The organism is Corynebacterium sp. Marseille-P4611 (assembly GCF_916618765.1).
Classification (GTDB): Bacteria; Actinomycetota; Actinomycetes; order Mycobacteriales; family Mycobacteriaceae; genus Corynebacterium; species Corynebacterium marquesiae.
Genome location: NZ_CAKAKD010000001.1, coordinates 534991 through 555565, shown reverse-complemented (window position 1 = coordinate 555565; position 20575 = coordinate 534991). Strand labels below are relative to the sequence as shown.

The window sequence follows — 20575 nt, the reverse complement described above, 5'->3', positions numbered from 1 at the left end:
TGTGGGCATGAATTCCGCGACCACCGGCGCCGGCCGTTACGCTCCAAGCCCGTCGGGCGATCTGCACTTTGGCAACCTCCGCACGGCGTTTCTGGCGTGGCTTTTCGCCCGGTCGACGGGCAGGCGCTTTGTGGTGCGCGTGGAGGACATCGATAAGCAGCGCTCCTCCCAGGAGTCGGCCGAGCGCCAGCTGGCGGATCTGCGCGCGCTCGGGCTGGACTGGGACGGTGAGGTCATCTACCAGCACGACCGCGACGCCGCCTATGAACAGGCTCTGGCCCAGCTGCCCACCTACGAGTGCTATTGCTCCCGCAAGGATATCCGTGAGGCCTCCCGCGCCCCGCACGCCATTCCCGGCCAGTATCCGGGCACCTGCCGCAACCTCACCGAAGACCAGCGCGCGGCCAAGCGCGCCGAGCTAGCGGCCCGGAATCGCCAGCCCGCCCTTCGCCTGCTTGCCGACGTCCCCACATTCACCATCCACGACACCCTCCACGGCACCTATACGGGCGACGTCGATGATTTCATCCTGCGCCGCGGCGGCCAGGACACCGGCTGGGCCTATAACTTGGCCGTTGTCGTCGACGATGCCTATCAAGGCATCGACCAGGTGGTCCGCGGCGATGATCTGCTCTCCTCCGCGCCGCGCCAGGCTTATCTCGCCTCGTTGCTCGGCATCGAACCGCCGGAGTACATCCACGTTCCGCTCGTGCTCAATGCATCCGGCGAGCGCCTGGCTAAGCGCGATGGGGCGGTGACTATGCGGGAGATGGGGGATGAGGGGGACGTCGTCAAGCAGTTGGCGGCCTCGCTGGGGTACGCAGCTCACAGTGCCGCGGAGCTGCTCGCGCAATTCGCGCCCGACCGCCTAAGCCCTGAGCCTTATATCTGGCAGGGGTAAAATCTGGGCCCATGGATGTTCTTCTGGTGCTCATTGGGCTCATGCTGCTGACCGTGTTCGTCGTCGCCATCGGTGACAAGATTGGGCTGCCGCGGCCGGCTCTGCTGACGATCATTACCGCCTGCGCGGTCTTCGTGCCCGGCCTGCCCCAGTTCGAGCCGCCCACCGAGCTCATCCTGCCTATTTTCCTGCCGCCGCTGCTGTGGGCGCTGGCTCGGCGCACCTCGTGGGGTGTTATCCGCGAGCAATGGGTGACTATCTTGAGCCTGTCCGTGCTTTTGGTGGTCGCCACCACGCTGGCCGTCGGCGCTACGGCTTATGCCTTCCTGCCCGGCATCAGCCTCGCCGCGGCCATCCTCATCGGCGCGGCCATCGCCCCGCCGGACCCCGTCGCAGTTGACGCCGTGGCCGAGCCCGCCGGCATCCCGCGGCGCATCATCACTACCTTGCAGACTGAAGGCCTATTTAACGATGCCGCCTCTATCGTCGCTTTCAATCTTGCCTTGACAGCCGTAACCCAAGGCGATGATCTCTCCTTTGGCGGCGGCGTGCTCAACTTTTTCTACTCCGCATTCGTCGCGGGCGGCCTGGGATGGGGCGTCGGCCGGCTAGTAGCGCTGTTTATCACCCACGTCCACGACGTCACCGCGCGCAACGCGCTGACCTGGGTGACGCCGTTTGCCGTCTACCTCATTTCGGAAGAGCTCGGCGCCTCCGGCGTTATCGCTGTGGTTATCGCGGCCGTAGAACTTAATTCCCGGGCCGATATCCAGGCCGAGGACCGCCTATCCGGGCAGTCCTTCTGGGAGACCATCGAACTGCTCTTTACCGGCGTGGCCTTCGGACTCATTGGCCTGACGGTCAATACCGCCATCGGTGAAGTGGGCTCGGACCTGTGGCATTCGGTGGTCGTGGGCGTCATCTTGTCCCTCGTGGCCTTTGTCGTCCGCTTGGTGTGGATGTACATCTATTACCGCATCAACGTCTCCCGCGGCCGCCCGCGCGTGGCGCCGTTGCGCTTGCAGGAGGTGCTGCTGATGACCTGGTCCGGTATGCGCGGCCTCGTCACCCTGGCGCTGGTTTTGTCCATCCCGGCCGGCGTGTTCAGCTTCCACCACGAGCTCGCGGTCATTGCGCTGACCGTCTTGCTGGTCACGATGGTGGTGCCAGGCCTGCTCTTGCCGTGGCTCATGGAGCGCCTCGATCTCACGGAGGCTTCCCAGATTGCCAGCGATAAGATGCGCGCCGCCGTGGTGGCCCGCGCGCGTGCGGCCAGCATCGAGGCGCTGTCACACTTCCGGCCGGACGGCCACATTACTGCCGACGCCGAAAAGGTGGATCCGGAAATTTCCGCCAACGTTATGCAGTGGTTCGAAGACCGCCTAGGCGATGGCGAGGATGTTTCTGAAGACTCCCGCAAGCAACGCGCCTGGCAGTTCCGCCACGTGGCTCTGGAGGCCCGCCGGACGGCTCTGACGGCGGCACAGGAGGAGCTGCTGCGCATGCGCGGCTACCGGGACTATAATCCGGCCATCGTGGATGAGGTGCTCGAGGAAATCGACCGCATGGTCTTGGGTACCATGCGCCACTAGGCTGGGCGGCATGGATCCCTTCGATTATGCGCAGCTTGAGGACGCGCTGGATTACCTCTACGACTTCCTTGACCAGGACTTAGCGGACCGCGTGCGCGCCGAGCGTGAATACGTTCCAGAAGGGCTGGAGGGCCTGCTTGCCGACGACTCCCTCGACGACTACGTCTGGCTCTGGATCAAGGACCCAGGCCCGAATGGCTTCCGGCAATACCTGCGCGATGGGGGCTATTCCGAGGCCGAGGTCTCCCAGGCTTTCCTCTGGGCGCGCACCGAGTGGGGGATGAATACGCCGCCGCACGTCGCGTGGCTGAAGGCGGATGGCTACGAGCCGCCGGTCATCGATTAGGGAGGAGGGGAGCGGCGTCGGCAAGCGCGGCCGCGCGCCCGTATACAACAAAAATCCCGACTCCGTGCTGTGTAGCAGGAGCCGGGATTTCCTCTGGCGGAGGATGTGGGATTTGAACCCACGAGGGGCGTGAACCCCGCACGCGTTCCAGGCGTGTGACATAGGCCGCTAGTCGAATCCTCCGAGAAGAAACATTAGCAGCAGTGGCAATTATTTTACCAATCGCCAGGTCAGGGGCTATTTTCGGCGATCTAAAGCTGTTTAGTATCGGATGATCCTTGGGCCGTGTACCTGTGGGCGGTGGCGGCCCGTGCGGTCGGAGTCCCATTTGGCTAAACCGGCGCTCGGGCGTTAAAGTATGGGGCAGGATTCCGCGTGGCGTCCATCCTCTGAACTCCCCCAGGGCAGGAATGCAGCAAGGGTCAGGAGGCTCTGGCGGGTGCGCGGGGTCCCCTTTTTGTATGGCGTGCGTTACTATTGGGGGCTAAAGTCGCCCTATACATGGAAGGTAGACATACGCATGTCGCTTCTTACTTTGGAATCGTCCGAGCTCGCGGAGCTCGCCGCCCAGGTCCGTAAGGACTACGAGGACCTTAAGGCTAAGGGCCTGAAATTGGACCTGACCCGCGGCAAGCCAGCGAAGGCGCAGCTAGACCTCTCCAATGATCTCCTCGCCCTGCCCGGCTTGGGCAATTACACCGATGCAGCCGGAAACGACCTGCGTAACTACGGCAACCAAAAGGGCATCAAGGAACTGCGCGACATCTGGGGCAAGCTGACCAACATGGACCCCGAGCTGCTCGTAGCTGCAGACTCCTCCTCGCTGAACATCATGTTTGACCTGATTTCTTGGGCATTCCTCTTCGGCACCAATGATTCCGCACAGCCGTGGAGCAAGGAAGAAAACCTCAAGTGGATCTGCCCAGTGCCGGGCTATGACCGCCACTTTGCTATCACGGAGCAATTCGGTTTCGAGCTGGTGACGGTGCCGATGGAAGAGGACGGGCCGGATGTAGAGGCCGTCGAAAAGCTGGTGGCGGATCCGGCGGTCAAGGGCATGTGGGTAGTGCCGATGTTCGCTAACCCCACCGGCGCCGTGATTTCTGAAGACAAGGCCCGCCGCCTCGCCCGCATGCAGGCCGGTGCGCCGGATTTCCGCATCGTGTGGGATAACGCCTACGCTGTGCACACCTTGACGGAAGAATTCCCGGAAATCCTGCCGATTCTGGATATCGCCGCGGAAGAAGGCAACCCGAACCGCTTCTGGGCCATGTCTTCGACTTCGAAGATCACCTTCGCGGGCGCGGGCGTGGGTTTCTTCGGCACCTCGGAGGATAACCTCGAGTGGTACCTGGAGCACGCCGGCATCCGCGGCATCGGCCCGAATAAGATCAACCAGCTGGCGCACCACGAGTTCTTCGGCTCCGCCGATGGCGTGCGCGCGATCATGCGCCGCCACGCCGCGCTAATTAAGCCCAAGTTCGATGCCGTGCTGCGCATCTTGGACAAGCGCCTCGGCGAGTACGAGGTGGCGCAGTGGACCACCCCGAAGGGCGGCTACTTCATCTCTCTCGACGTCGTCGACGGCACCGCTAACCGCGTCTGGGAGCTCGCGCGCGATGCCGGCATCCTGCTCACCCAGGCCGGATCCGCCTTCCCGTATGGCCAGGACGACAATGACCGCAATATCCGCCTCGCCCCAACCCTGCCGCCGCAGGAGGAGGTTGAGGCGGCGATGGACGGCGTCGCTACCTGTGTGCTGCTTGCCGCCGTGGAGAAGCTGGGGGCCTAACATCAACGCCGACGAGTCTGCCCTGTGGCTGAGCGAGATTATCCCGGCCCCGCTGGAGTTCCGCTACGTCGATGAGCGCCGGCTAGGCCTTGCCTCGCTTGCCGACGCCCAATCGCTCGCCCTCACCACCACCTTCAACGCCACCGACACCGGCCTGCAGAGCCAGGACGACGGCACCGACGTGCGCTGCGAGCTGTTGACGGTGGCGCGCACCGGGCAGCCCGAGGTGGCCGCCGCCATCAACGCTGCGGCTGACACCTTCGAAAAGGCCGACGGCCTGCTGCCGGCGCAGCCGGGCGTGATGCTGCCGTCCATCCTCGACGTCCCTGACGTCACCGTGCACCACGGCCTGTTCATCGCGCCGTACCTGTGGGGCGGGCAGACCCCGCAATTTCGCGAGGAGGGCCGCCTGACCCTCATCTTGCAGCTGGTCATGCTGACGGATTCGGAATATGCGTTTGGGGTAGAAGAGGGCGTCGGCAAGCTGCAGGCGGCGGTGGCCGAGCAGGGCATTGACCTGCTGGACTGGTCGCGCGAGGGTTAGCCGGTAAACTGACTAACCGTGGCTTTATACCGGAAATATCGTCCAGCAACGTTCGCGGGGGTCGTGGGCCAAGAGCAGGTCACCACGCCGCTATCCGCCGCCCTTGATGCAGGGCGCATCAACCACGCCTACCTCTTTTCCGGCCCGCGCGGCTGCGGCAAGACCTCCTCGGCGCGGATTATGGCCCGCTCGCTCAACTGCGAGCACGGGCCGACCTCGACGCCGTGCGGCAAATGCGATTCCTGCGTCTCCCTCGCCCCCGGTGGCCCCGGCAACCTGGACGTGACGGAGCTCGACGCCGCCTCGCACAACGGCGTGGAGGACATGCGCGAGCTGCGCGACCGCGCCTACTACGCGCCGGCCGAATCGCGCTACCGCATCTTCATTATTGACGAGGCGCATATGATTTCGCCCTCCGGCGCTAACGCGCTGCTCAAGGTGGTGGAGGAGCCGCCGGAGCACGTCATTTTCATCTTTGCGACCACGGAGCCGGAGAAAATCATCGGCACCATTCGCTCGCGTACCCACCACTATCCCTTCCGCCTGCTGACCCCGCCGGCCATGAAGGGCCTACTGCAGCGCACCGTCGAGTCCGAGGGCGTGCAGGTCGAGGACGCCGTGTATCCCATGGTTATTGAGGCGGGCGGCGGTTCCCCGCGCGATACTTTGTCTCTGCTGGACCAGCTGCTGGCCGGCGCTGGGCCCGATGGCCTGACCTACGACCTTGCCCGGCCGCTTTTGGGTGTCACCGATGTCTCGCTGCTTGACGACGCCATCGAAACCCTCGCCAACCAAGACAAACCCGGCCTCTTCGCGATGGTTGACCACGTCATCGAGGCCGGCCACGACCCGCGCCGCTTCGCCGTCGATTTGCTCGACCGTTTGCGCGATCTGATGATTCTGCAGGCCGTGCCCGGCGCCATCGACGCCGGCCTCGTCTCCGCGCCCACCGACCGCGCCTCGGTGCTTACCGCCCAGGCGCAGCGCTTTTCTGGCCCGCAGCTGACCTACCTGGCCTCCACGGTCAACGACCGCATCAGCGACCTCACAGGCGCGACTTCGCCGCGCCTGCTGCTGGAAATCATGTGCGCGCATCTGCTTATCGGGTCCACCGGTCCGGCTGCTGCCGCGCCTGCATCCGCAGCGGCTCCCGCCCCCGCCCCCGCTCCTGCTGCCAACGCTGCCGCGGTCTCGCCCGCGCCGGCTGGTCCTGCGACCCCGGGCGGTGCTCCCGCGGCCAACTCTGCCGTCGCCGGCGCCCAAGACCCCCAGTCCGCCGCTGCTGCCATCATCGCTCGCCGCCGCGCCAAGTCCCAGGAACAGCAGGCTTCTGCCCCTTCTCCTGCTCCAACCCCTGCACCGACCGCCCAGCCGCAACCGCAGGTCCCGTCCCAACCGGAATCGCAACCGGATGCGCAGCCGAAGGCGCAACCCGAGCAGCCGGCCGCCGCCGAGGCGCAAAGCACGCAGAAGCCTCAGGGCCAAGAGCCGCAACCGCAGCGGCAAGAGGCTGGGGACCCGTGGCAGCGTGAGCGGCAAATCCCGCAGGCAAAGGTGCCCGAGCAGCAATCGGCGCAGTCGGCGCAGAGCGAGGCACCGCACTCAGCGCCAGCTCAGGAGAAGCATCGCGAGCCACTGGAGAAACCCGTGCCGGCCCGCGCGGAGGAAACAGCGCCGGAAGCCGCGGCGCAGCCCGCATCGCAACCTGCCCCGCAAACGCAGGCGGCAGCCAAACCGGACGGCGACTTCGCGGAGGCCGTGAGGGAGAAATGGGTGGCGTTGAGGGGGAGCGTCGGCAAGCGGAATAAGGTGGCCGAAATCATGCTGGCCGAAGCCCGCGTGCTTGGCTTCCGCGATGGCGCCCTGACGCTGGGACATACCACCGGCGCGCTGGCCGAGCGCATCAATGCGCCCGCCAATAATGCCGTCATCGTGGAGGTGCTCAAGGAAGAGTTCCAGCGCGATGTGGCCGTCAACTGCGTGGTGGGTACCGACCCGAAGACCGCCGGTTTCGATGCGCCGCGGCCGCCACAGCGCAAGGAAGCCTGGACCCCCAATCAGCCGGCGCGCGAGCCTGCCGACGACCAGGAGGCGGAGAGTAAACCGGAAATGCCCGGGTGGCGTTCGCGCATCGCACGGGCGACGCAGGCTGCCAAGCAACGCGATGAATCGCAGTTCAGCAATGGCGTGCCGCTGCCGCCCGAGCCTGAGCCGGACTTTGCCGCTCCGCCCGAGGAGCCGCCGGCCTACACCCGCGACGACGAAGAGCGCGACATGATGGAGGCTGCACAGTCCACCGGCGAGATGGATCATCGCAGCGCTACCGAGGTAGCTATGGAGCTGCTGGAGCGCGAGCTGGGCGCACGGCGTGCCTAACCGGCAAGCACGGTACACTCGGGCGGTAGCGAAATTTACAGTTGATTTAGAAAGGAAACGACATGGCTGACCAAGACCCAATGCAGCAGGCAAATGACATGAACGACCTCATCGCGCAGGCCGCGCAGGTACAGGCGGATCTGCAGAAGGCGCAGGAAGAAATCCTCGCCACCAACGTCGAGGGCCAGGCAGGAAACGGCCTGGTCAAGGTGACCATGACCGGCGGCGCCGAGCTCGTGGACCTGCAGATCGATAAGTCCGTCGTGGACCCAGAGGACGTCGATACCCTGCAGGACCTGGTCATGGGCGCGTTCAAGGAAGCGCACGCTGCGGCCGGCCGCCTGGCACAGGAGAAGATTGGCCCGCTGTCCCAAGGCATGGGCGGCCAGGGCGGCCCGTCTTTTGAGGATGTCTTCGGCGGCAACCAGTAGCCCGCACGATACGATAAAAGGCCGTTGCCCCACGTTGGGGCTGCGGCCTTTTGCTGATTTTGGGAGTAATTGATGTTTGAAGGACCTCTGCAAGACCTCATCGACGAGTTTTCGCGCCTGCCGGGCATCGGCCCGAAGTCGGCGCAGCGCATCGCGTTTCACGTTTTGCACATGGAGCCCGAGGACATCGAGCGGCTACAAAACGCGCTGGGCGCGGTGCGCGATGGCGTGACCTTTTGCCGCATCTGCTGCAATATATCCCGAGAGGATGTCTGCCGCATCTGTATTAATTCGCAGCGCGACGCCTCGACCATATGCGTGGTCGAGGAGCCGAAGGATATCCAGGTCATCGAGCGCACCGGCGAGTATGAGGGCCGCTACCACGTCTTGGGTGGCGCGCTGGACCCGCTGGCGAATGTAGGCCCGCGCGATTTGAATATTTCCACGCTGCTGCAGCGCCTGGGTGGCGTGCTGCCAGACCGCGAGCTGGCGGATTCCACCCCTGAAGCCCCGCTTTACGACGCCACCCCCACCATCCACGAAGTCATTCTCGCCACCGACCCCAATACCGAGGGCGAGGCCACCGCCGCATACCTGGTGCGGTTGCTGCGTGACTTCCCTGATTTGAAGATCACCAGATTGGCCTCCGGCATGCCGCTCGGAGGCGATTTGGAGTTCGTGGACGAGCTCACCTTGTCGCGTGCGCTTTCTGGCCGCCTGACCATTTAGCACGTTGGCGCCCCAGCCAGTGGCACGCGTGCGTGCACGGGCGTGCGCGGGTGAGCGCGGGTTAGGGCACGGCGGCCGTGGGACCGTTTCGTGCGCGGCCGGTGAACACCGGCGGCCCGTGTGCTCTGCTCGCCTTCCCGTCAACCGCGCTGGTGGGCGGGAGCCAGGCGATTCGGCCGTTGACGCGCGCCATCCGTCCGCGACCCGGCAGGTCGTTGATGGAGTTGTGATACGGGCAGAGCAAGGCCATGTTTTCGGGGTGGGTGAGGCCGCCGCGGGAGTATTCGATGAGGTGGTGGGCTTGGCATTCGGAGGCGGGGCGTCGGCAAGCGGGCCAGGCGCAGCGGGCGCCTTCGGCCTCGAGCATGCGACGCTGCTTCGCGGAGGCCTGCCGGGTGCGGTAAAGGTTGACGGGGCCGCACTCAGGGTGGATGAGCGTGAAAAGGCCGGCGCCCGCTAGGGTGCGGCGGACGAGTTCGGCGCCGGTGATGGTAGCGCCGTTAGTCATGGCGAGGCGGACGTCGTCGCCGTCGCCGGCCAGGATTTTCAGGTAATCCGGCAGCTCGATGATGACATTGGTGGTTACGGTCGCGGGCGCGGCGGCGCGGGAACCGGTGAGCCAAGCCAGCGGGTCGGATTTGGCGGCGGCCCAAATATCGGCCATCTGCGCGGCGGGGCCGGTGAAACTCAGGGTGGTTTTCTCGCCGTGCATGATGCGGCGGCCGCCGTCTTCGCGCTCGGGCGGCGGGTTGATTTCGCGCAGCAGCCGAGTCGCCGCGCGCGAGACCTGCGCGGTAGTTCCGGCGGTGGCGCATAGCTTCTCGCGAAATTGCCAGCGCTTGGTGGGGTCAGAAATGCCGCGGGAGCGGCGGGCGATGAGCGCGAGGGTCTCCAGGCTGTGTTGGTTGCGGCGCGCGGCGGCCAGGGCGCGGGATTGGTAGCGCGAGTGGCTGGTGGGAGAGAGGAAGGCCGCGGCGGTGCGGCGCACGATGCGCGCTTGATCCGCGGGCAGGGGCAGGCTGGAGGCGGCGTGGGCCTCTTCGAGAAGGTCCACGCCGCGCTTAGCGATGTCGCCCAGCTGCTCCAATAACGTCATGCCCCGCAGCCTATGGGCGGGGGCAGGCGGCTACAAGGGCAGGCGGCCGAGCCTGTGGATAACTCGGGGTTTCTGGGGCTGCTGGGCGAAGTTATCCACAGGTTTTGGCCTATCTCTGGGAGCGCGGGGGCTCGGAGGCGTTGAAACGTTCGACGCGTAGGCGGTCGACGGCCGGAATCTCAAGCGGCTCCAGATCCGCGAGGGCCACGCCCATCGCTTGGGAGAGGAGGAGATCGGCCAGCTGCGGGTTTCGGGCCAGCGCCGGGCCATGCATATAGGTGGCGATGACGCTGCCTTGGACGGCGCCTTCGTAGGTGCGCTGGGCGGAGCCATCGCTGAGATCGGCGGTGGCGGCCTGGTCGGCATTGCCATTGCCGCGGGTGAGCGTGCCGAGCGGCTGCGCGGAGGGGCCGAGGATGGTGGCACCTAGGTGGTTTTCAAAGCCGGTCAGCGGTTCGGTGAGGTCCGCGGTGACTCCGGCGCGGGTGGGCTCGGAGGCCACCTCGCCGATGGCGCGGTCCTGCATGCCGGCCGTGGTGGCGTCGAGCAGCCCGACGCCGTCGATAATGCGGCCGGAGGCGCGGAAGGATTCGCCGAGGACTTGCAGGCCGGCGCAAATGGCAAAGACGGGGCGGCCGGCGTTAGCGGCGCGGGTAAGGCCACCATCGGAAATCAGGTGGTCCGCAGCCAGGATCTGCGCGGTGTCTTCACCGCCACCGAGGGTGTAGATATCCAGTGTCTCAGGCACGGGCTCGCCCAAGCGGATGGGGTGAATCTCCGCTTGCAGGCCGCGCATGCGGGCGCGCTGGCGCAGGACGAGGGCGTTGCCGTCGTCGCCGTAGGTACCGAGGACGTCGGGAAGCACTAGGCCGATATTAAGCATTGGTGGCCTCCTTGGAAAGCGCCTTCTTCAAATCGCGGAAGGCGGTGTAGTTGGCGAGGACCTCGATGCGGCCCTCCGGGCAGGCGGCGAGCGCATCCATCGGATCCGGGATGAGCTCGTGGGAAATATCGGCGTAAACCAGGCGCACGGCCAGGTCGGTGCCGCGCTCGCCGGCGGCCTTGACGCTTAAGCCATTGAAGCCTTCGAATTTCACGTCCCAGAGCCAGGACATGTCGATGCCATCGGCCACCTGGCCATTGGTGGCGATGACCAGACCATCGGCGCTGCGGTCCACCATGGACAGCGCTTCTTGCCAGCCGGCCGGGTTCTTGGCCAGCAGCAGGCGAATCTCGCGGCCCTTCCAGTGGATAGTGGAGTAGCGGCCGGCAACGTCATCGATGCCCTCGGCGGCCGCAATGGCCTTATCTAGGTCAACACCGAAGCCCTGCACGGCCGCGGCGATGGCCTGGGCGGCGTTGCCCCGGTTCGCGCGGCCAGGCAGCGCCAGGTTCAGCGGACGCTTGGCGGTGGGGGTGATAATGCCATGCTTATCGACGCCCCAGGTAGGCTGCGGCCGGCGGAATTCGCGGCCGTCGGCAAGCGGCTTAACGGCATACCAGTCATCCTCGGTGCGCACGACGTGCCCGCCGGTGCGCGGGCAGGTGACGGAATCGCCGAGCCAGCCGGCGCCGGCCGAGACCCAAATGACATTCTTAGCGTCGTAGGCCACGGAGGTCATGAGCACGTCGTCGCAGTTGGCGATGACGAGCATGTCTGGGTGGGCCTCCACGGCGCCGCGCAGCGCGCGCTCAATCTTGTTGATTTCGCCCACGCGGTCCAGCTGGTCGCGGGTGAGATTAAGCAGAACCAGAACCTGCGGGTTGAGGCTATCGGCCACGTGGGGCACGTGAAGCTCGTCCACCTCGAGGACCAGGTGCGAGGCGTCCTTGCCGGCCATGAGCGCGGAGATGATGCCGGCGTCCATGTTATCGCCGCCGTCGTTGGTGGCTACGGTGTGCTCGGCGCGGACCGCAGCGGCCAACATACGGGTGGTGGTGGACTTGCCGTTGGTGCCGGTAACTAGCACGGCCGGGCGCCCACCGCCCAGGTTGGTCATGATGGAAGGGTCAATGGCATTGGCGATTAGACCACCGATCATTCCGCCGGCGCCACGGCCGGTGGCGCGGGAAGCGGTGGTGGCCAGCTTCGCGGCGGTAGTGGCGGTGGTGGTGCGCAACTTCTTTAACGCACCTGGGACTCTAAAACTCATGTCCCCTAGGGTAGTCGGGCGGGCGGCCTAGTCGTTCTTTTTCCCCGCCGAGCCGCCAGAATTTCGGCGGCCTCTGCCACGACCACCGCGGCCGCCGCGGCGCCGGCGACGCTTCTGGTTCTTGCCGCCGCCCTTTTTGTTGTTCTGAGACGAGCGGTGGGCCCGCGGCGCTGGCTTAGTGGATTCGGGTTCGGGCTCGGCGTCTTCGATGCGCGTGAGGGCGTCAAGAAACGCGGCGTCCGACATCAGCGGGATGCCCTTGCGGTGGGCGTGCATGGGTTTGCCCACCAAGTCCGTGGTGACATTGCAGACCACCAGCGAGGACTCGCGGGTAAGCTTCTCGGAATAGTTGAGCTCTTCGCGCATGAGCGCGGCGATGATGGTGTCTGGGTCCTCGAGGATTTCCGGTGCGACCACGATTTCCATGCCGCGGCGCAGCTCCTTGCCCGGTTCGTATTTGCCGGGGTTGTGGTGCTGGACGGGGGCCTCGGCGGCGTCGACGCGCACGTGGGAGCGTTGCAGGCCGAAGCGATCGGCGCGCACATCCTCGGGCGCATAGCTGCGCACCGTGCCGCCTTCTTGCTTGCGGTAGAGCGCGATGAGCAGCTCGGTGTCCTCGCGCGAAGTTTCCGTCTCGGGGCGGGCGGCTCGCTCCACCGAGGCCTGCGGCGTGGAGTCTAGGCCGCTCTGCTTGGCGACGCCCCCCAGCCGCACATCATTTGCCCGCACTTGCTGCGCGTAGGAGGTGGCCAAGGTATCGATGATGCGGACGGGCGTGGGGACGTGTCCGACCTTTTGGCGACGTCGGCGGCCCTTGTTGCGGCCACGGTTGCGCGCACGGTTTTGGCGCGCGGCGGCCATCATGGCGCGGCGGGCCTCGGCGACGAGAAAGCCCCAGGTATAGGGGAGATCGTGGACGATGAGCGTGCGGCCGTCGATAAGCTTGTCTAGCGATTTAAGGATCTTGCCAAAAGCCGGTGCCTGCTCAATATCGGTGGTGCTCAGCCCGTGGAGGTGGCGCGGCCCGGCGTCGATATCGGGCTTGAGGACGGCGTGAAAGAGCTGGCCTTGTTCGCCGGCGGCGTTGAATGCGATGGCGTCGATAGTCACGATGCGCCCGGTGGAGGGATGGATGCCGGTGGTCTGCAGGGTGAGCGCTACGTAGGGGTAGTCGGCTGCATCGGTGGATGAGTCGGCCTGCTGCGGCTGCTGCGGCTTCTTGTTAGCCGCTTCCGGCGTGGCAGGCCGCTCGTGACGGGCAGGTGGGTGCGGCTTCGGCTTCGGTTTTGGCTCGGGCTTTGCGGCATCCGGTTCGCCGGACGGTCGCACCGCGCGGCGCGGCCGAGTGCGTCGCTGTTCTGCGCCCGGTTTGGGTGCTGTGGACCTGGCCGCGTGGCGCGAAGCCACCGTCGCGGGCGACGGGGCTGGGGCCGACGCCGGCGTGTGCTGCGGGGAGGGGCCAGGTGTGTTGTTCATTAAACTCAGTGTAGTATCCCGCATTTCGTGCAGGGGGACAGGGCGCGCCGCTTAATTTTCGACGATGACGATGACCTTCGGCGGGGTCGTTGGTTCCTTGGGCTCCTCAGGTCGCCCGGGTTCCTCCGGCTCTGGCGTTGGCTCGAGCTCGGAACCTGGGATAGTGGTATCCGGCGCCGGCTCAGGCTCGGATTCCGAGGTCAGCAACGGAGACGTCGTCGTAGGTGCGGTTGACTCCGAGGGCTTTGGTTCCGAGGACGCAGGCTTTGAAGATTCGGGCTCGGGCTGTGCCGAAGTGGACGTAGAGGACGCAGAGGTAGGCGTAGACGGGTCTGCAGCCTGGGTCGGCTCAGACGTTGGCTCGCTCGTGACAGAACTGGTGGTAGAGCTGGAAGGCTCTGTGGTCTGCTTTTCCGTCGAGGCTGCGGTGGTGGTTTCAGCCGTCGTTTTCTCGGAAGTTGTCTTTTCCGAGGTAGACGTGCTTGAGGTCGGCAGATCGGACGGCTCGGCAGGCGAGGATGCCGCAGAGGACGGCTCCGCAGATGTCGTGCTCTTCGTAGACTCCGTGGTCTGAGAAGGCTCTGCAGACTGGGAGGACGAGGAGGTTGCGGTCGGCTTCTTGGCCGCCGCTACCTGGGGTGCGGGTTCCGAGCTGGAGGATGGCGTCGAGGCAGGCGTGGTCTGAGGCGGTGCCGGTGCCGGTGCCGGGGCTGGGGCCGAGGCGACGTCATTGGCTGCGGCCATGGCGGCAGCAGCCGCAGCGGAGGCGGCGCGGGAAATTGCCTGGGAATCCTCGCCGCGGTGGCCGCCGCGGGGTTCGCTGTGGTGGCCACGTCGGTTGTCGGAGGCAGGGGCGTGGGTCTGGGCATGGTCAGCGTGAGGAGAGTGCGTCGCGCTGGGCTTTTTCGTGGTCTGCGAAGGGGAGGTGTGGTGGTGCGGTGTTGGAGAGGAGGGGGCGTCGGCAAGCGGGGCTGGGGCGAGGTATCGCTGGTGGGGCCGGCATCGTGGATGCGTGGGTGAGCGGGGTGCGCGGGGCGCTGGGGCCATTGCCGTCGAAGTGGGAAGAATCGAGGGAGAAATGGCTGTCTTCCGGAGCGGGCGCGGTGGAGTCCGAAAGGGCTTCGTCGTCGCTCAGCAGGTTGGTGGCCACGGTGGCACCGCCACCAACGAGCACGGCGACGCCGGCTGCGGCCAGCAGGTTCGAGGTCACAGCACCGGAAGCACCAACAGCAGAGGTGACGCTGAAACCGCTGGTTGCGGAAGCGCCGGCGGTAGTGGCGCCGGCAGTAGTGCCGCCGGGAACAGCGGGTGCGGCCTGTGCGCGGGCTGCGGTGACAGCGGACATGATGGCGGCGCCACCGGCGACAATGCCTAAGACTAGGCCGGCGTGGTGCTTATTGGCGGCGTTGTGCGCGTAGATGGTCAGCGCGGGGCGGTCATCGGCGTTGTAGTGGAAGTAGCCGTGGGCAATGGCCAGGCGGCCAGATTTGGTGCAGTCGAGTACGGCGGGGGCAATCTCGCGGGCGGCGTCTCGCGGGAGGGAGCCTAAGAAGGTGCTATTGACATACACATCAACGGCTTTTTGACGCAGGAAACCACGGGTGCGCAAAGAGACGAGGTAGTGCTCGTCGGTTTGCGGAAAGCCGGTGACGTCCTTGGAAAACTCCGTCATCGTGGCGGTGGTCTCGCCGGGCAGCATGGTCCAGCGCTGCGCCGGCGGGTGATTGGCGGGGATGCACAGGTGCGGTGCCGGCAGGAGCAGGTTGAGCGTGGGCCATTCTTCGCCGGAGGCGTCCGTCATGCTCACATGGGCGGTGGCGTGCGGGTGCAGGCCGGCGCTGAGAATCCAGTCAAAGAGGGCATAGGCCTGGGAGTCGGCGGCGCTGAGGTGACCCACAAGCGAGTCATCGATCCGAACCGCGAAGCCTTCCTGGGCGGTGCGGGGACCGAGTTCCGCGGAGAAATAACCGCCTTCCGCGGCGGTGGACTCGAGCAATTCGCTGAAAACTTCTGGCGAAACATCCCCGACGGGCAGATTATGGATCACGCCAAAACCGTGGTCGGGGACCACGTAGGTGGCGGAATCCAGCGAAGTCATTGGGGCCTTTCTATACAGGACAATAGTAACACTATATTTTAGGCACTGACTTGATTTTAGGCACTGACTTGGGCCATTTCCAATTTCCCTGCCGGTGAATAAGGGGCGTTGTCCTGAGCAAAAGTTTCTACAGGATAAAAATGAGTACGGCGATAAGCGCTGCAATTACCAGTAGGGCAATGAGGGCAGGCCACCACTGGCGGTGTGGTGCGGAGTCATCGATGCTTATGGCGCGGAAGCTCGTGGTTTCGAAGGTTTCGGTGGCGGCGGGGGAGGTAGGGGTGGCGTCGGCAAGCGAGGCTTCCTTTGAATTCGGCAGCGGCGCACCCGCATAGATACTGAGTACCCGGCCGGTGCTGCGCGGCGCATGGTAGGCGTGGGCTAGGGTTATGCCCTGCTTGGCGACGTCCACCCCTTCCAACCGCCCCAGCCACCGCGGGCCCAGGTAGGCATCGGTGCCGGAACCGGTGGTGCTGGGGGAGAGCGTCACCAACACGTGCATGCGGGCCTGGGCGGGAATATCCAGATCTGCGGGGAGATCGGTGATATTGATGGGCGGGGCATAGCCCAGCATTGTCCACGGGCCCGCTGGCGGATTATTCGCCGGCAGGCAAAGGCCCGGCCGAGGCAGCAGCAGTGACAGTGAGCCATCGGGCTGCGGCGCGGCGGTGGCTGCAGGGGTGAGCCCGGCGCGAAATAGTAGATCTATTTCGGGATACTCGGCGCGGTCGGCACTGGTGATGTGCCCGATGGGGGAGTCGGTGCGCACCTCCAAGCCACCGTCCTGACGGGGCGCCAGGGTGACGGTGAACTCTTGGTTTTCCTTCGTCTGCGCACCATAGATGGGCAGGGCCTGCACGGCGCCCAAGCCGCGGTGCGGAATGAGGTAGGTAGAAGAAGGCATACCCACCCTTCTACCACGCCGAGGCGCGGCACTGGTGTGTAGCACCGGCGACTGGGCTCAGGCTAGGGCGCGGTTGACGGCGGAGTTAATCGCGTTAATGGAAGCCCGCGTGGTGGATCCGGCGATACCGGCGCCCCACACCTTGCTCTGGTTGACTTCGGCAGCGATATAGCAGGCGGCCTCGGCGTCGTCACCGGCGGAGCGGGACTGCTGGGAGTATTCCATGACCTCGAAGTCGATGCCCAGGGATTCCAGCGCGTTGGCATACGCCGCGATGGGGCCGTTGCCGGTGCCGGAGACGGTGGACTTTTCCCCGCGGAAGGCCACCGTGGCGGTCACGGCGACGTCACCGTCAGCGGCCGGGGAGTTGTCCATGTGGAAGGCCTCCACGGCCAGCGGGGTCTCGCGGTCCAGGAATTCTGTGGCAAAGATATCCCACATATTCTTGGAATTGACCTCGCCGCCCTCGGAGTCGGTGATTTCTTGTACCACGGTGGAAAATTCCGCTTGCATGGCGCGCGGCATATTGATGCCGTGGTCGGTCTTCATGATGTAGGCAACGCCGCCCTTGCCGGACTGGGAGTTGACGCGGATGACCGCCTGGTAGTTGCGGCCCAAGTCTTTGGGATCGATGGGCAGGTAGGGAACCTCCCAGGTGGCCTCGCGCAGTTCTTCCCACGAGACCTCGGTATTGTTCGCGCCGGGGCGGATGGTGGCCGCCAGCGCATCCAAGCCCTTGTTGATGGCGTCTTGGTGGGAACCGGAAAAGGCGGTAAAGACCAACTCGCCGCCGTAGGGGTGGCGCTCTGGCACGCGCAGCTGGTTGCAGTATTCAACGGTTTCGCGGATCTGCGGCAGATCGGAAAAATCGATCTGTGGGTCCACGCCCTGGGTGAGCATGTTCAGGCCCAAAGTGACGAGATCGACGTTGCCGGTGCGCTCGCCGTTGCCAAACAGGCAGCCCTCGATGCGGTCCGCGCCGGCCATAAAGCCCAGCTCGGCGGCGGCGATTCCCTCGCCGCGGTCATTGTGCGGGTGCAGGGAGAGCACGATGTCTTCGCGGCGGGCCAGGTTGCGGTGCATCCATTCGATGGAATCGGCGTAGACATTGGGTGAGATCATCTCCACGGTGGAGGGCAGGTTGATGATCATCGGATTATCCGGGCAGGGATCCATGATCTCTACTACTTCATCGCAGACCTCGCGGGCAAAGTCCAGCTCGGTGCCGGTGAAGGATTCGGGGGAGTACTCCCAGCGCCACGTGGTGTCTGGGTAGTCCGCGGCGATGGATTTGATGAGTGCGGCGGCGTCGGTAGCCAGCTTCTTAATGGCGGGCTTGTCCTTGCGGAAGACCACATGACGCTGCAGCTTCGAGGTGGAGTTATAGAAGTGCACGATGACGTTCTTGGCGCCCTCGCAGGCCTCAAAGGTGCGGCGGATCAGGTGCTCGCGGGCTTGGACTAGCACCTGGATGGTGACGTCATCGGGAATCTTATTGCCCTCGATGATTTCGCGGACGAAGTTGAAATCCGTTTGGGAGGCGGACGGGAAGCCGACCTCGATTTCCTTGTAGCCCATCTTGACCAGCAGGTCGAACATGCGGTGCTTACGCTCTGGGCTCATGGGATCAATCAGCGCTTGGTTGCCATCGCGCAGATCCACCGCGCACCATTGTGGGGCGTGCGTGATTTTCTTGCTGGGCCACGTGCGGTCCGGCAGGTCGATGTCTTCCACCTCGACGGCGAAGGGCTGGTAGCGCTCGTTGGGCATGGCCGAGCCGCGCTGCTTATTCCACGCGGGCTGGCCTTCGCGGCGTGGTCCGTTAGGGGTGGTGATATCGCGAGGGGCGCTGATAAAAGAGTCAGTGGGGGACATGGTGGTGCGGTTTCCTTGTCTGTGGTGTCTGTGGGAGACGGCCAGCTGGGCTTGGGTAGCCGGACTCCGCGACGGGGCGCTGGCCAGTACTTAGGCCGAAATCCCGCCGCGGCAGATAAGGAGTAGGTCAATCCGCTGTGTCATATCGGTCACACTACAGGCTCTCTCACTATGTGGCAAGAAATTTCATTCAATGAGACGCGGTGGCGGTGCGGTACTATGCTTTTCGTGTCTACAACCCGCCATGCCGTACCTAACTCGCCATCCTTACTGCGCTCCTTGTGGGCGCCTGCCGCGCTCGTTGCGCTCATCGGAGCCGCGGTGCGCGTAGGCATGCTCGCGACGGTGGCCGCCGCGCAGGACGATAAGCTCTGGGGATTGCTTAATAAGTGGGACGCCAAGCACTACGTAGAAATTGCCCGCGGCGGGTACTTCGGTGCGGGTATCTCTACGGATGGGCCGGTCCACGAGACGACCATGGCCTTCTTTCCGGGCTTTCCTTTCCTCGTGCGTGCGATAAGCGGCATCCTGGGAACCGGCGAGGCCGGCACCGCTATTGCGCTTAACGTGCTCTTTAGCATCGCGCTGGCCGCCGGTGTGATGGCCTTGGCCGCGCAGATGGGCATGGGCAAGTGGGCCCAAGTGCTCAGCGCTGTAGTGGTAACCAGCGCACCGATGTCCATCGTGTTTTCCATGCCGTATACCGAGGCGCTCTTTGGGGCGCTGGCCATCTGGGCGGTAGTGGCGCTGGTGGGCGAGCGCTGGTGGGCCGCCGCGGCGTATATCTTTGTGGCCGGGCTCGTGCGCCTTACCGCGGTGGACCTCGTTGCGGTCTTTGGGCTTATGGTGCTGCTGCGGGCCCGAAAGGACTGGCGAGCCTGGGCCGCGGTGGCGTTTTCCGTCGTGCCGCTGGTGGGCTATTTGTGGTGGTCGAGCAGCCACTTAAAAGAGGTTGGCGGTTACTTTGGCATTCAGAAGGAACATTGGAATTCCGGCTTTGATGGCGGCAAAGCTACGGTTATCTGGCTATGGGAGACGCTCACTGGAGCCACCAATGGCGGCTACTTGCTCAGCGCCGGCGTAATGATCGCTGCTCCGGTATGCCTGGTGTTAGCGTGGCGCCGCCTGCCGCTGGCGGCCTGGTTATTTTCCGCCGTCCTCATGGTCAATGTGCTGCTTTCTGATGGCATCATGCACTCGCGGCCCCGGCTGCTCCTGCCGGCAGTGATCGTGTTGTTGCCGTGGGTGAAAAAGGGGGCTTCGGCAAGCGTGGCGGTTATTGCCTGGGCCCTGTTCGGCGCGTGGTTTTCGGCCTATATGCTCGGCGTATTTGAGTGGGCCATCTAGCCGCGCTGGCTCACCGGGCTGCGGGAGAGCACGATGGTGGATAGCACCATGACGGTCAGGGCGATGAGCATAATTGCCCAACCGACGGCCGTATCGATGAGGAATTTCTCTCCCAGCACCATGTAACCCAAACCAAAGGCCACGATGGGCTCAAAGATGGTCATGGCCGGCAGAGAATGAGCCAGGGGGCCGGCGTTGAAGGAATATTGCTGGACTACCGTGCCGGTGAGCGCGAGGCCGATGAGACCGTAGAACTGCCAGCTCGCCAATAGGGTGGTGAGCCCTTCGTGGGTGAAAATATCCACCACGGCCTTCGAGAGCAGGGCCACGAAGCCATAGATAACGCCGCAGGCCGTGCCCAATGCCAAGGGGCGCTGATCTGGTAGCTTTGCGGCCGCTGCGCCGAGGATTGCGAGGGTGGCCAACCCCACGAGGAGCGCCGGCCACCAATCGCTCCACTCTGGGCGGGGATTGCCGGCAACCGGTCGGCCGTAGATGACCATGATGCCCACCGCGATGGTCAGCGCAATGGACCAGAAAACTTCGTGGAAGGGCATCTTGCGGCCGGAGTACCACGCCGATAGCGGCAGGGTAAACATTAAGGACAGCACCAAGATGGGCTGGACGACCAGCAAGGTGCCGAAGCCGAGCGCGATAACCTGCAGGCCATAGGCGCCAATCGCGGCCGCGGTGCCCACCCACCACAAGGGATTAGACATGGCGGCGCGCATGACCGAATCATCGGCGTCGAGAGCAATGCGGTGGCGGATGACCGTGCCCCAAGCAACCGTCAGCGCGGATGCGAGCGCGAAAAAGATGGCGAGAAGGTTGCTTAACACCCGCTCAACGGTAGTAAAGATTCCTGTTATATGCATATTCTCCGCTGCAGGGCGCGCGTTTTCACTATGGGGGTTG

18 protein-coding genes, 1 tRNA gene and 1 other RNA gene are annotated in these 20575 nt (G+C 64.9%); 11 read left to right on the top strand and 9 right to left on the bottom strand.

The window, feature by feature from the left end; translation table 11 throughout:
- Window positions 1-7: 7 nt before the first annotated feature.
- Genes gluQRS through LG376_RS02765 form a run of 3 tightly spaced genes read left to right on the top strand, consistent with a single transcriptional unit; the run spans window position 8 to window position 2839 of the window.
- Complete coding sequence (gene gluQRS / locus LG376_RS02775) at window positions 8-901, top strand: tRNA glutamyl-Q(34) synthetase GluQRS (RefSeq protein WP_225746101.1); 894 nt, start codon at window positions 8-10, stop codon at window positions 899-901.
- A gap of 11 nt (window positions 902-912) precedes the next feature.
- Window positions 913-2493 carry a sodium:proton antiporter gene (locus LG376_RS02770; RefSeq protein WP_225746100.1) on the top strand — a complete coding sequence of 527 codons (1581 nt, stop codon included), beginning with the start codon at window positions 913-915 and terminating at the stop codon, window positions 2491-2493.
- A 10-nt stretch (window positions 2494-2503) separates the two neighbouring features.
- A complete protein-coding gene (locus LG376_RS02765; protein WP_225746099.1) occupies window positions 2504-2839 on the top strand; it encodes a hypothetical protein in 336 nt (111 codons plus the stop codon).
- A gap of 94 nt (window positions 2840-2933) precedes the next feature.
- Here LG376_RS02765 and LG376_RS02760 read toward each other — a convergent pair.
- A tRNA-Ser gene (locus LG376_RS02760) sits at window positions 2934-3022 on the bottom strand.
- A gap of 179 nt (window positions 3023-3201) precedes the next feature.
- Here LG376_RS02760 and ffs point away from each other — a divergent pair.
- From ffs to recR, 6 genes are all read left to right on the top strand, one after another.
- Window positions 3202-3300: signal recognition particle sRNA small type (gene ffs, locus LG376_RS02755), an RNA gene on the top strand.
- Between the two features lie 59 nt (window positions 3301-3359).
- Window positions 3360-4631 (top strand): aminotransferase class I/II-fold pyridoxal phosphate-dependent enzyme, encoded by a 1272-nt coding sequence (locus LG376_RS02750; protein ID WP_225746098.1) that lies wholly within the window; start codon window positions 3360-3362, stop codon window positions 4629-4631.
- Window positions 4594-5175 (top strand): suppressor of fused domain protein, encoded by a 582-nt coding sequence (locus tag LG376_RS02745; protein ID WP_225746097.1) that lies wholly within the window; start codon window positions 4594-4596, stop codon window positions 5173-5175. The genes LG376_RS02750 and LG376_RS02745 overlap by 38 nt, the downstream gene beginning before the upstream one ends.
- Before the next feature lie 18 nt (window positions 5176-5193).
- On the top strand, window positions 5194-7551 hold the full coding sequence (locus LG376_RS02740; RefSeq protein ID WP_225746096.1) for a DNA polymerase III subunit gamma and tau: 2358 nt from the start codon (window positions 5194-5196) through the stop codon (window positions 7549-7551).
- A 62-nt stretch (window positions 7552-7613) separates the two neighbouring features.
- A complete protein-coding gene (locus LG376_RS02735) occupies window positions 7614-7982 on the top strand; it encodes a YbaB/EbfC family nucleoid-associated protein (RefSeq protein ID WP_005327377.1) in 369 nt (122 codons plus the stop codon).
- A gap of 72 nt (window positions 7983-8054) precedes the next feature.
- On the top strand, window positions 8055-8711 hold the full coding sequence (recR, locus tag LG376_RS02730) for a recombination mediator RecR (RefSeq protein ID WP_005323161.1): 657 nt from the start codon (window positions 8055-8057) through the stop codon (window positions 8709-8711).
- A 61-nt stretch (window positions 8712-8772) separates the two neighbouring features.
- Here the strand turns inward: recR and LG376_RS02725 are convergent, their stop codons facing one another.
- The 4 genes from LG376_RS02725 to LG376_RS02710 all read right to left on the bottom strand — a co-directional run bounded on the left by LG376_RS02725 (window position 8773) and on the right by LG376_RS02710 (window position 13289).
- Complete coding sequence (locus LG376_RS02725) at window positions 8773-9807, bottom strand: HNH endonuclease signature motif containing protein (RefSeq protein ID WP_225746095.1); 1035 nt, start codon at window positions 9805-9807, stop codon at window positions 8773-8775.
- Between the two features lie 109 nt (window positions 9808-9916).
- On the bottom strand, window positions 9917-10690 hold the full coding sequence (locus tag LG376_RS02720; protein WP_225746094.1) for a type 1 glutamine amidotransferase: 774 nt from the start codon (window positions 10688-10690) through the stop codon (window positions 9917-9919).
- Window positions 10683-11960: a MurT ligase domain-containing protein gene (locus LG376_RS02715; RefSeq protein WP_225746093.1), complete on the bottom strand. Its 1278-nt coding sequence runs from the start codon at window positions 11958-11960 to the stop codon at window positions 10683-10685. Before LG376_RS02715 ends, LG376_RS02720 begins: the two co-directional genes overlap by 8 nt.
- A 27-nt stretch (window positions 11961-11987) precedes the next feature.
- The gene (locus LG376_RS02710; RefSeq protein ID WP_370633399.1) at window positions 11988-13289 is read right to left on the bottom strand and encodes a DNA polymerase III subunit epsilon; all 1302 of its coding nucleotides are present in this window, start codon (window positions 13287-13289) and stop codon (window positions 11988-11990) included.
- 211 nt (window positions 13290-13500) lie between these two features.
- On the opposite strand from LG376_RS02710, the gene LG376_RS02705 reads away from it, so the two are divergent.
- Window positions 13501-14010 carry a hypothetical protein gene (locus tag LG376_RS02705; protein WP_225746091.1) on the top strand — a complete coding sequence of 170 codons (510 nt, stop codon included), beginning with the start codon at window positions 13501-13503 and terminating at the stop codon, window positions 14008-14010.
- A gap of 297 nt (window positions 14011-14307) precedes the next feature.
- Here LG376_RS02705 and LG376_RS02700 read toward each other — a convergent pair whose 3' ends face one another.
- From LG376_RS02700 to leuA, 3 genes are all read right to left on the bottom strand, one after another.
- Window positions 14308-15534 (bottom strand): hypothetical protein, encoded by a 1227-nt coding sequence (locus tag LG376_RS02700; protein WP_225746090.1) that lies wholly within the window; start codon window positions 15532-15534, stop codon window positions 14308-14310.
- Between the two features lie 127 nt (window positions 15535-15661).
- Window positions 15662-16438: a hypothetical protein gene (locus LG376_RS02695; RefSeq protein WP_049378035.1), complete on the bottom strand. Its 777-nt coding sequence runs from the start codon at window positions 16436-16438 to the stop codon at window positions 15662-15664.
- Between the two features lie 57 nt (window positions 16439-16495).
- Entirely contained in the window at window positions 16496-18313 is a 1818-nt protein-coding gene (leuA, locus tag LG376_RS02690) for a 2-isopropylmalate synthase (protein WP_225746089.1), read from the bottom strand.
- A 219-nt stretch (window positions 18314-18532) separates the two neighbouring features.
- Here leuA and LG376_RS02685 point away from each other — a divergent pair, with 219 nt between their 5' ends.
- Window positions 18533-19660 carry a mannosyltransferase family protein gene (locus LG376_RS02685; RefSeq protein WP_225746088.1) on the top strand — a complete coding sequence of 376 codons (1128 nt, stop codon included), beginning with the start codon at window positions 18533-18535 and terminating at the stop codon, window positions 19658-19660.
- Here the strand turns inward: LG376_RS02685 and LG376_RS02680 are convergent.
- Complete coding sequence (locus LG376_RS02680) at window positions 19657-20535, bottom strand: DMT family transporter (protein ID WP_005323152.1); 879 nt, start codon at window positions 20533-20535, stop codon at window positions 19657-19659. The genes LG376_RS02685 and LG376_RS02680 overlap by 4 nt on opposite strands.
- Window positions 20536-20575 lie beyond the last annotated feature (40 nt).

What these genes read in the sequence shown, in the direction of transcription:
- gluQRS (WP_225746101.1), top strand. Translation starts at nt 8, where the DNA reads ATGAATTCCGCGACCACCGGCGCCGGCCGTTACGCTCCAAGCCCGTCG.
- LG376_RS02770 (WP_225746100.1), top strand. Translation starts at nt 913, where the DNA reads ATGGATGTTCTTCTGGTGCTCATTGGGCTCATGCTGCTGACCGTGTTC.
- LG376_RS02765 (WP_225746099.1), top strand. Translation starts at nt 2,504, where the DNA reads ATGGATCCCTTCGATTATGCGCAGCTTGAGGACGCGCTGGATTACCTC.
- LG376_RS02750 (WP_225746098.1), top strand. Translation starts at nt 3,360, where the DNA reads ATGTCGCTTCTTACTTTGGAATCGTCCGAGCTCGCGGAGCTCGCCGCC.
- LG376_RS02735 (WP_005327377.1), top strand. Translation starts at nt 7,614, where the DNA reads ATGGCTGACCAAGACCCAATGCAGCAGGCAAATGACATGAACGACCTC.
- recR (WP_005323161.1), top strand. Translation starts at nt 8,055, where the DNA reads ATGTTTGAAGGACCTCTGCAAGACCTCATCGACGAGTTTTCGCGCCTG.
- LG376_RS02725 (WP_225746095.1), bottom strand. Translation starts at nt 9,807, where the DNA reads ATGACGTTATTGGAGCAGCTGGGCGACATCGCTAAGCGCGGCGTGGAC.
- LG376_RS02720 (WP_225746094.1), bottom strand. Translation starts at nt 10,690, where the DNA reads ATGCTTAATATCGGCCTAGTGCTTCCCGACGTCCTCGGTACCTACGGC.
- LG376_RS02715 (WP_225746093.1), bottom strand. Translation starts at nt 11,960, where the DNA reads ATGAGTTTTAGAGTCCCAGGTGCGTTAAAGAAGTTGCGCACCACCACC.
- LG376_RS02705 (WP_225746091.1), top strand. Translation starts at nt 13,501, where the DNA reads ATGACGATGACCTTCGGCGGGGTCGTTGGTTCCTTGGGCTCCTCAGGT.
- LG376_RS02700 (WP_225746090.1), bottom strand. Translation starts at nt 15,534, where the DNA reads ATGACTTCGCTGGATTCCGCCACCTACGTGGTCCCCGACCACGGTTTT.
- LG376_RS02695 (WP_049378035.1), bottom strand. Translation starts at nt 16,438, where the DNA reads ATGCCTTCTTCTACCTACCTCATTCCGCACCGCGGCTTGGGCGCCGTG.
- leuA (WP_225746089.1), bottom strand. Translation starts at nt 18,313, where the DNA reads ATGTCCCCCACTGACTCTTTTATCAGCGCCCCTCGCGATATCACCACC.
- LG376_RS02685 (WP_225746088.1), top strand. Translation starts at nt 18,533, where the DNA reads ATGCTTTTCGTGTCTACAACCCGCCATGCCGTACCTAACTCGCCATCC.
- LG376_RS02680 (WP_005323152.1), bottom strand. Translation starts at nt 20,535, where the DNA reads ATGCATATAACAGGAATCTTTACTACCGTTGAGCGGGTGTTAAGCAAC.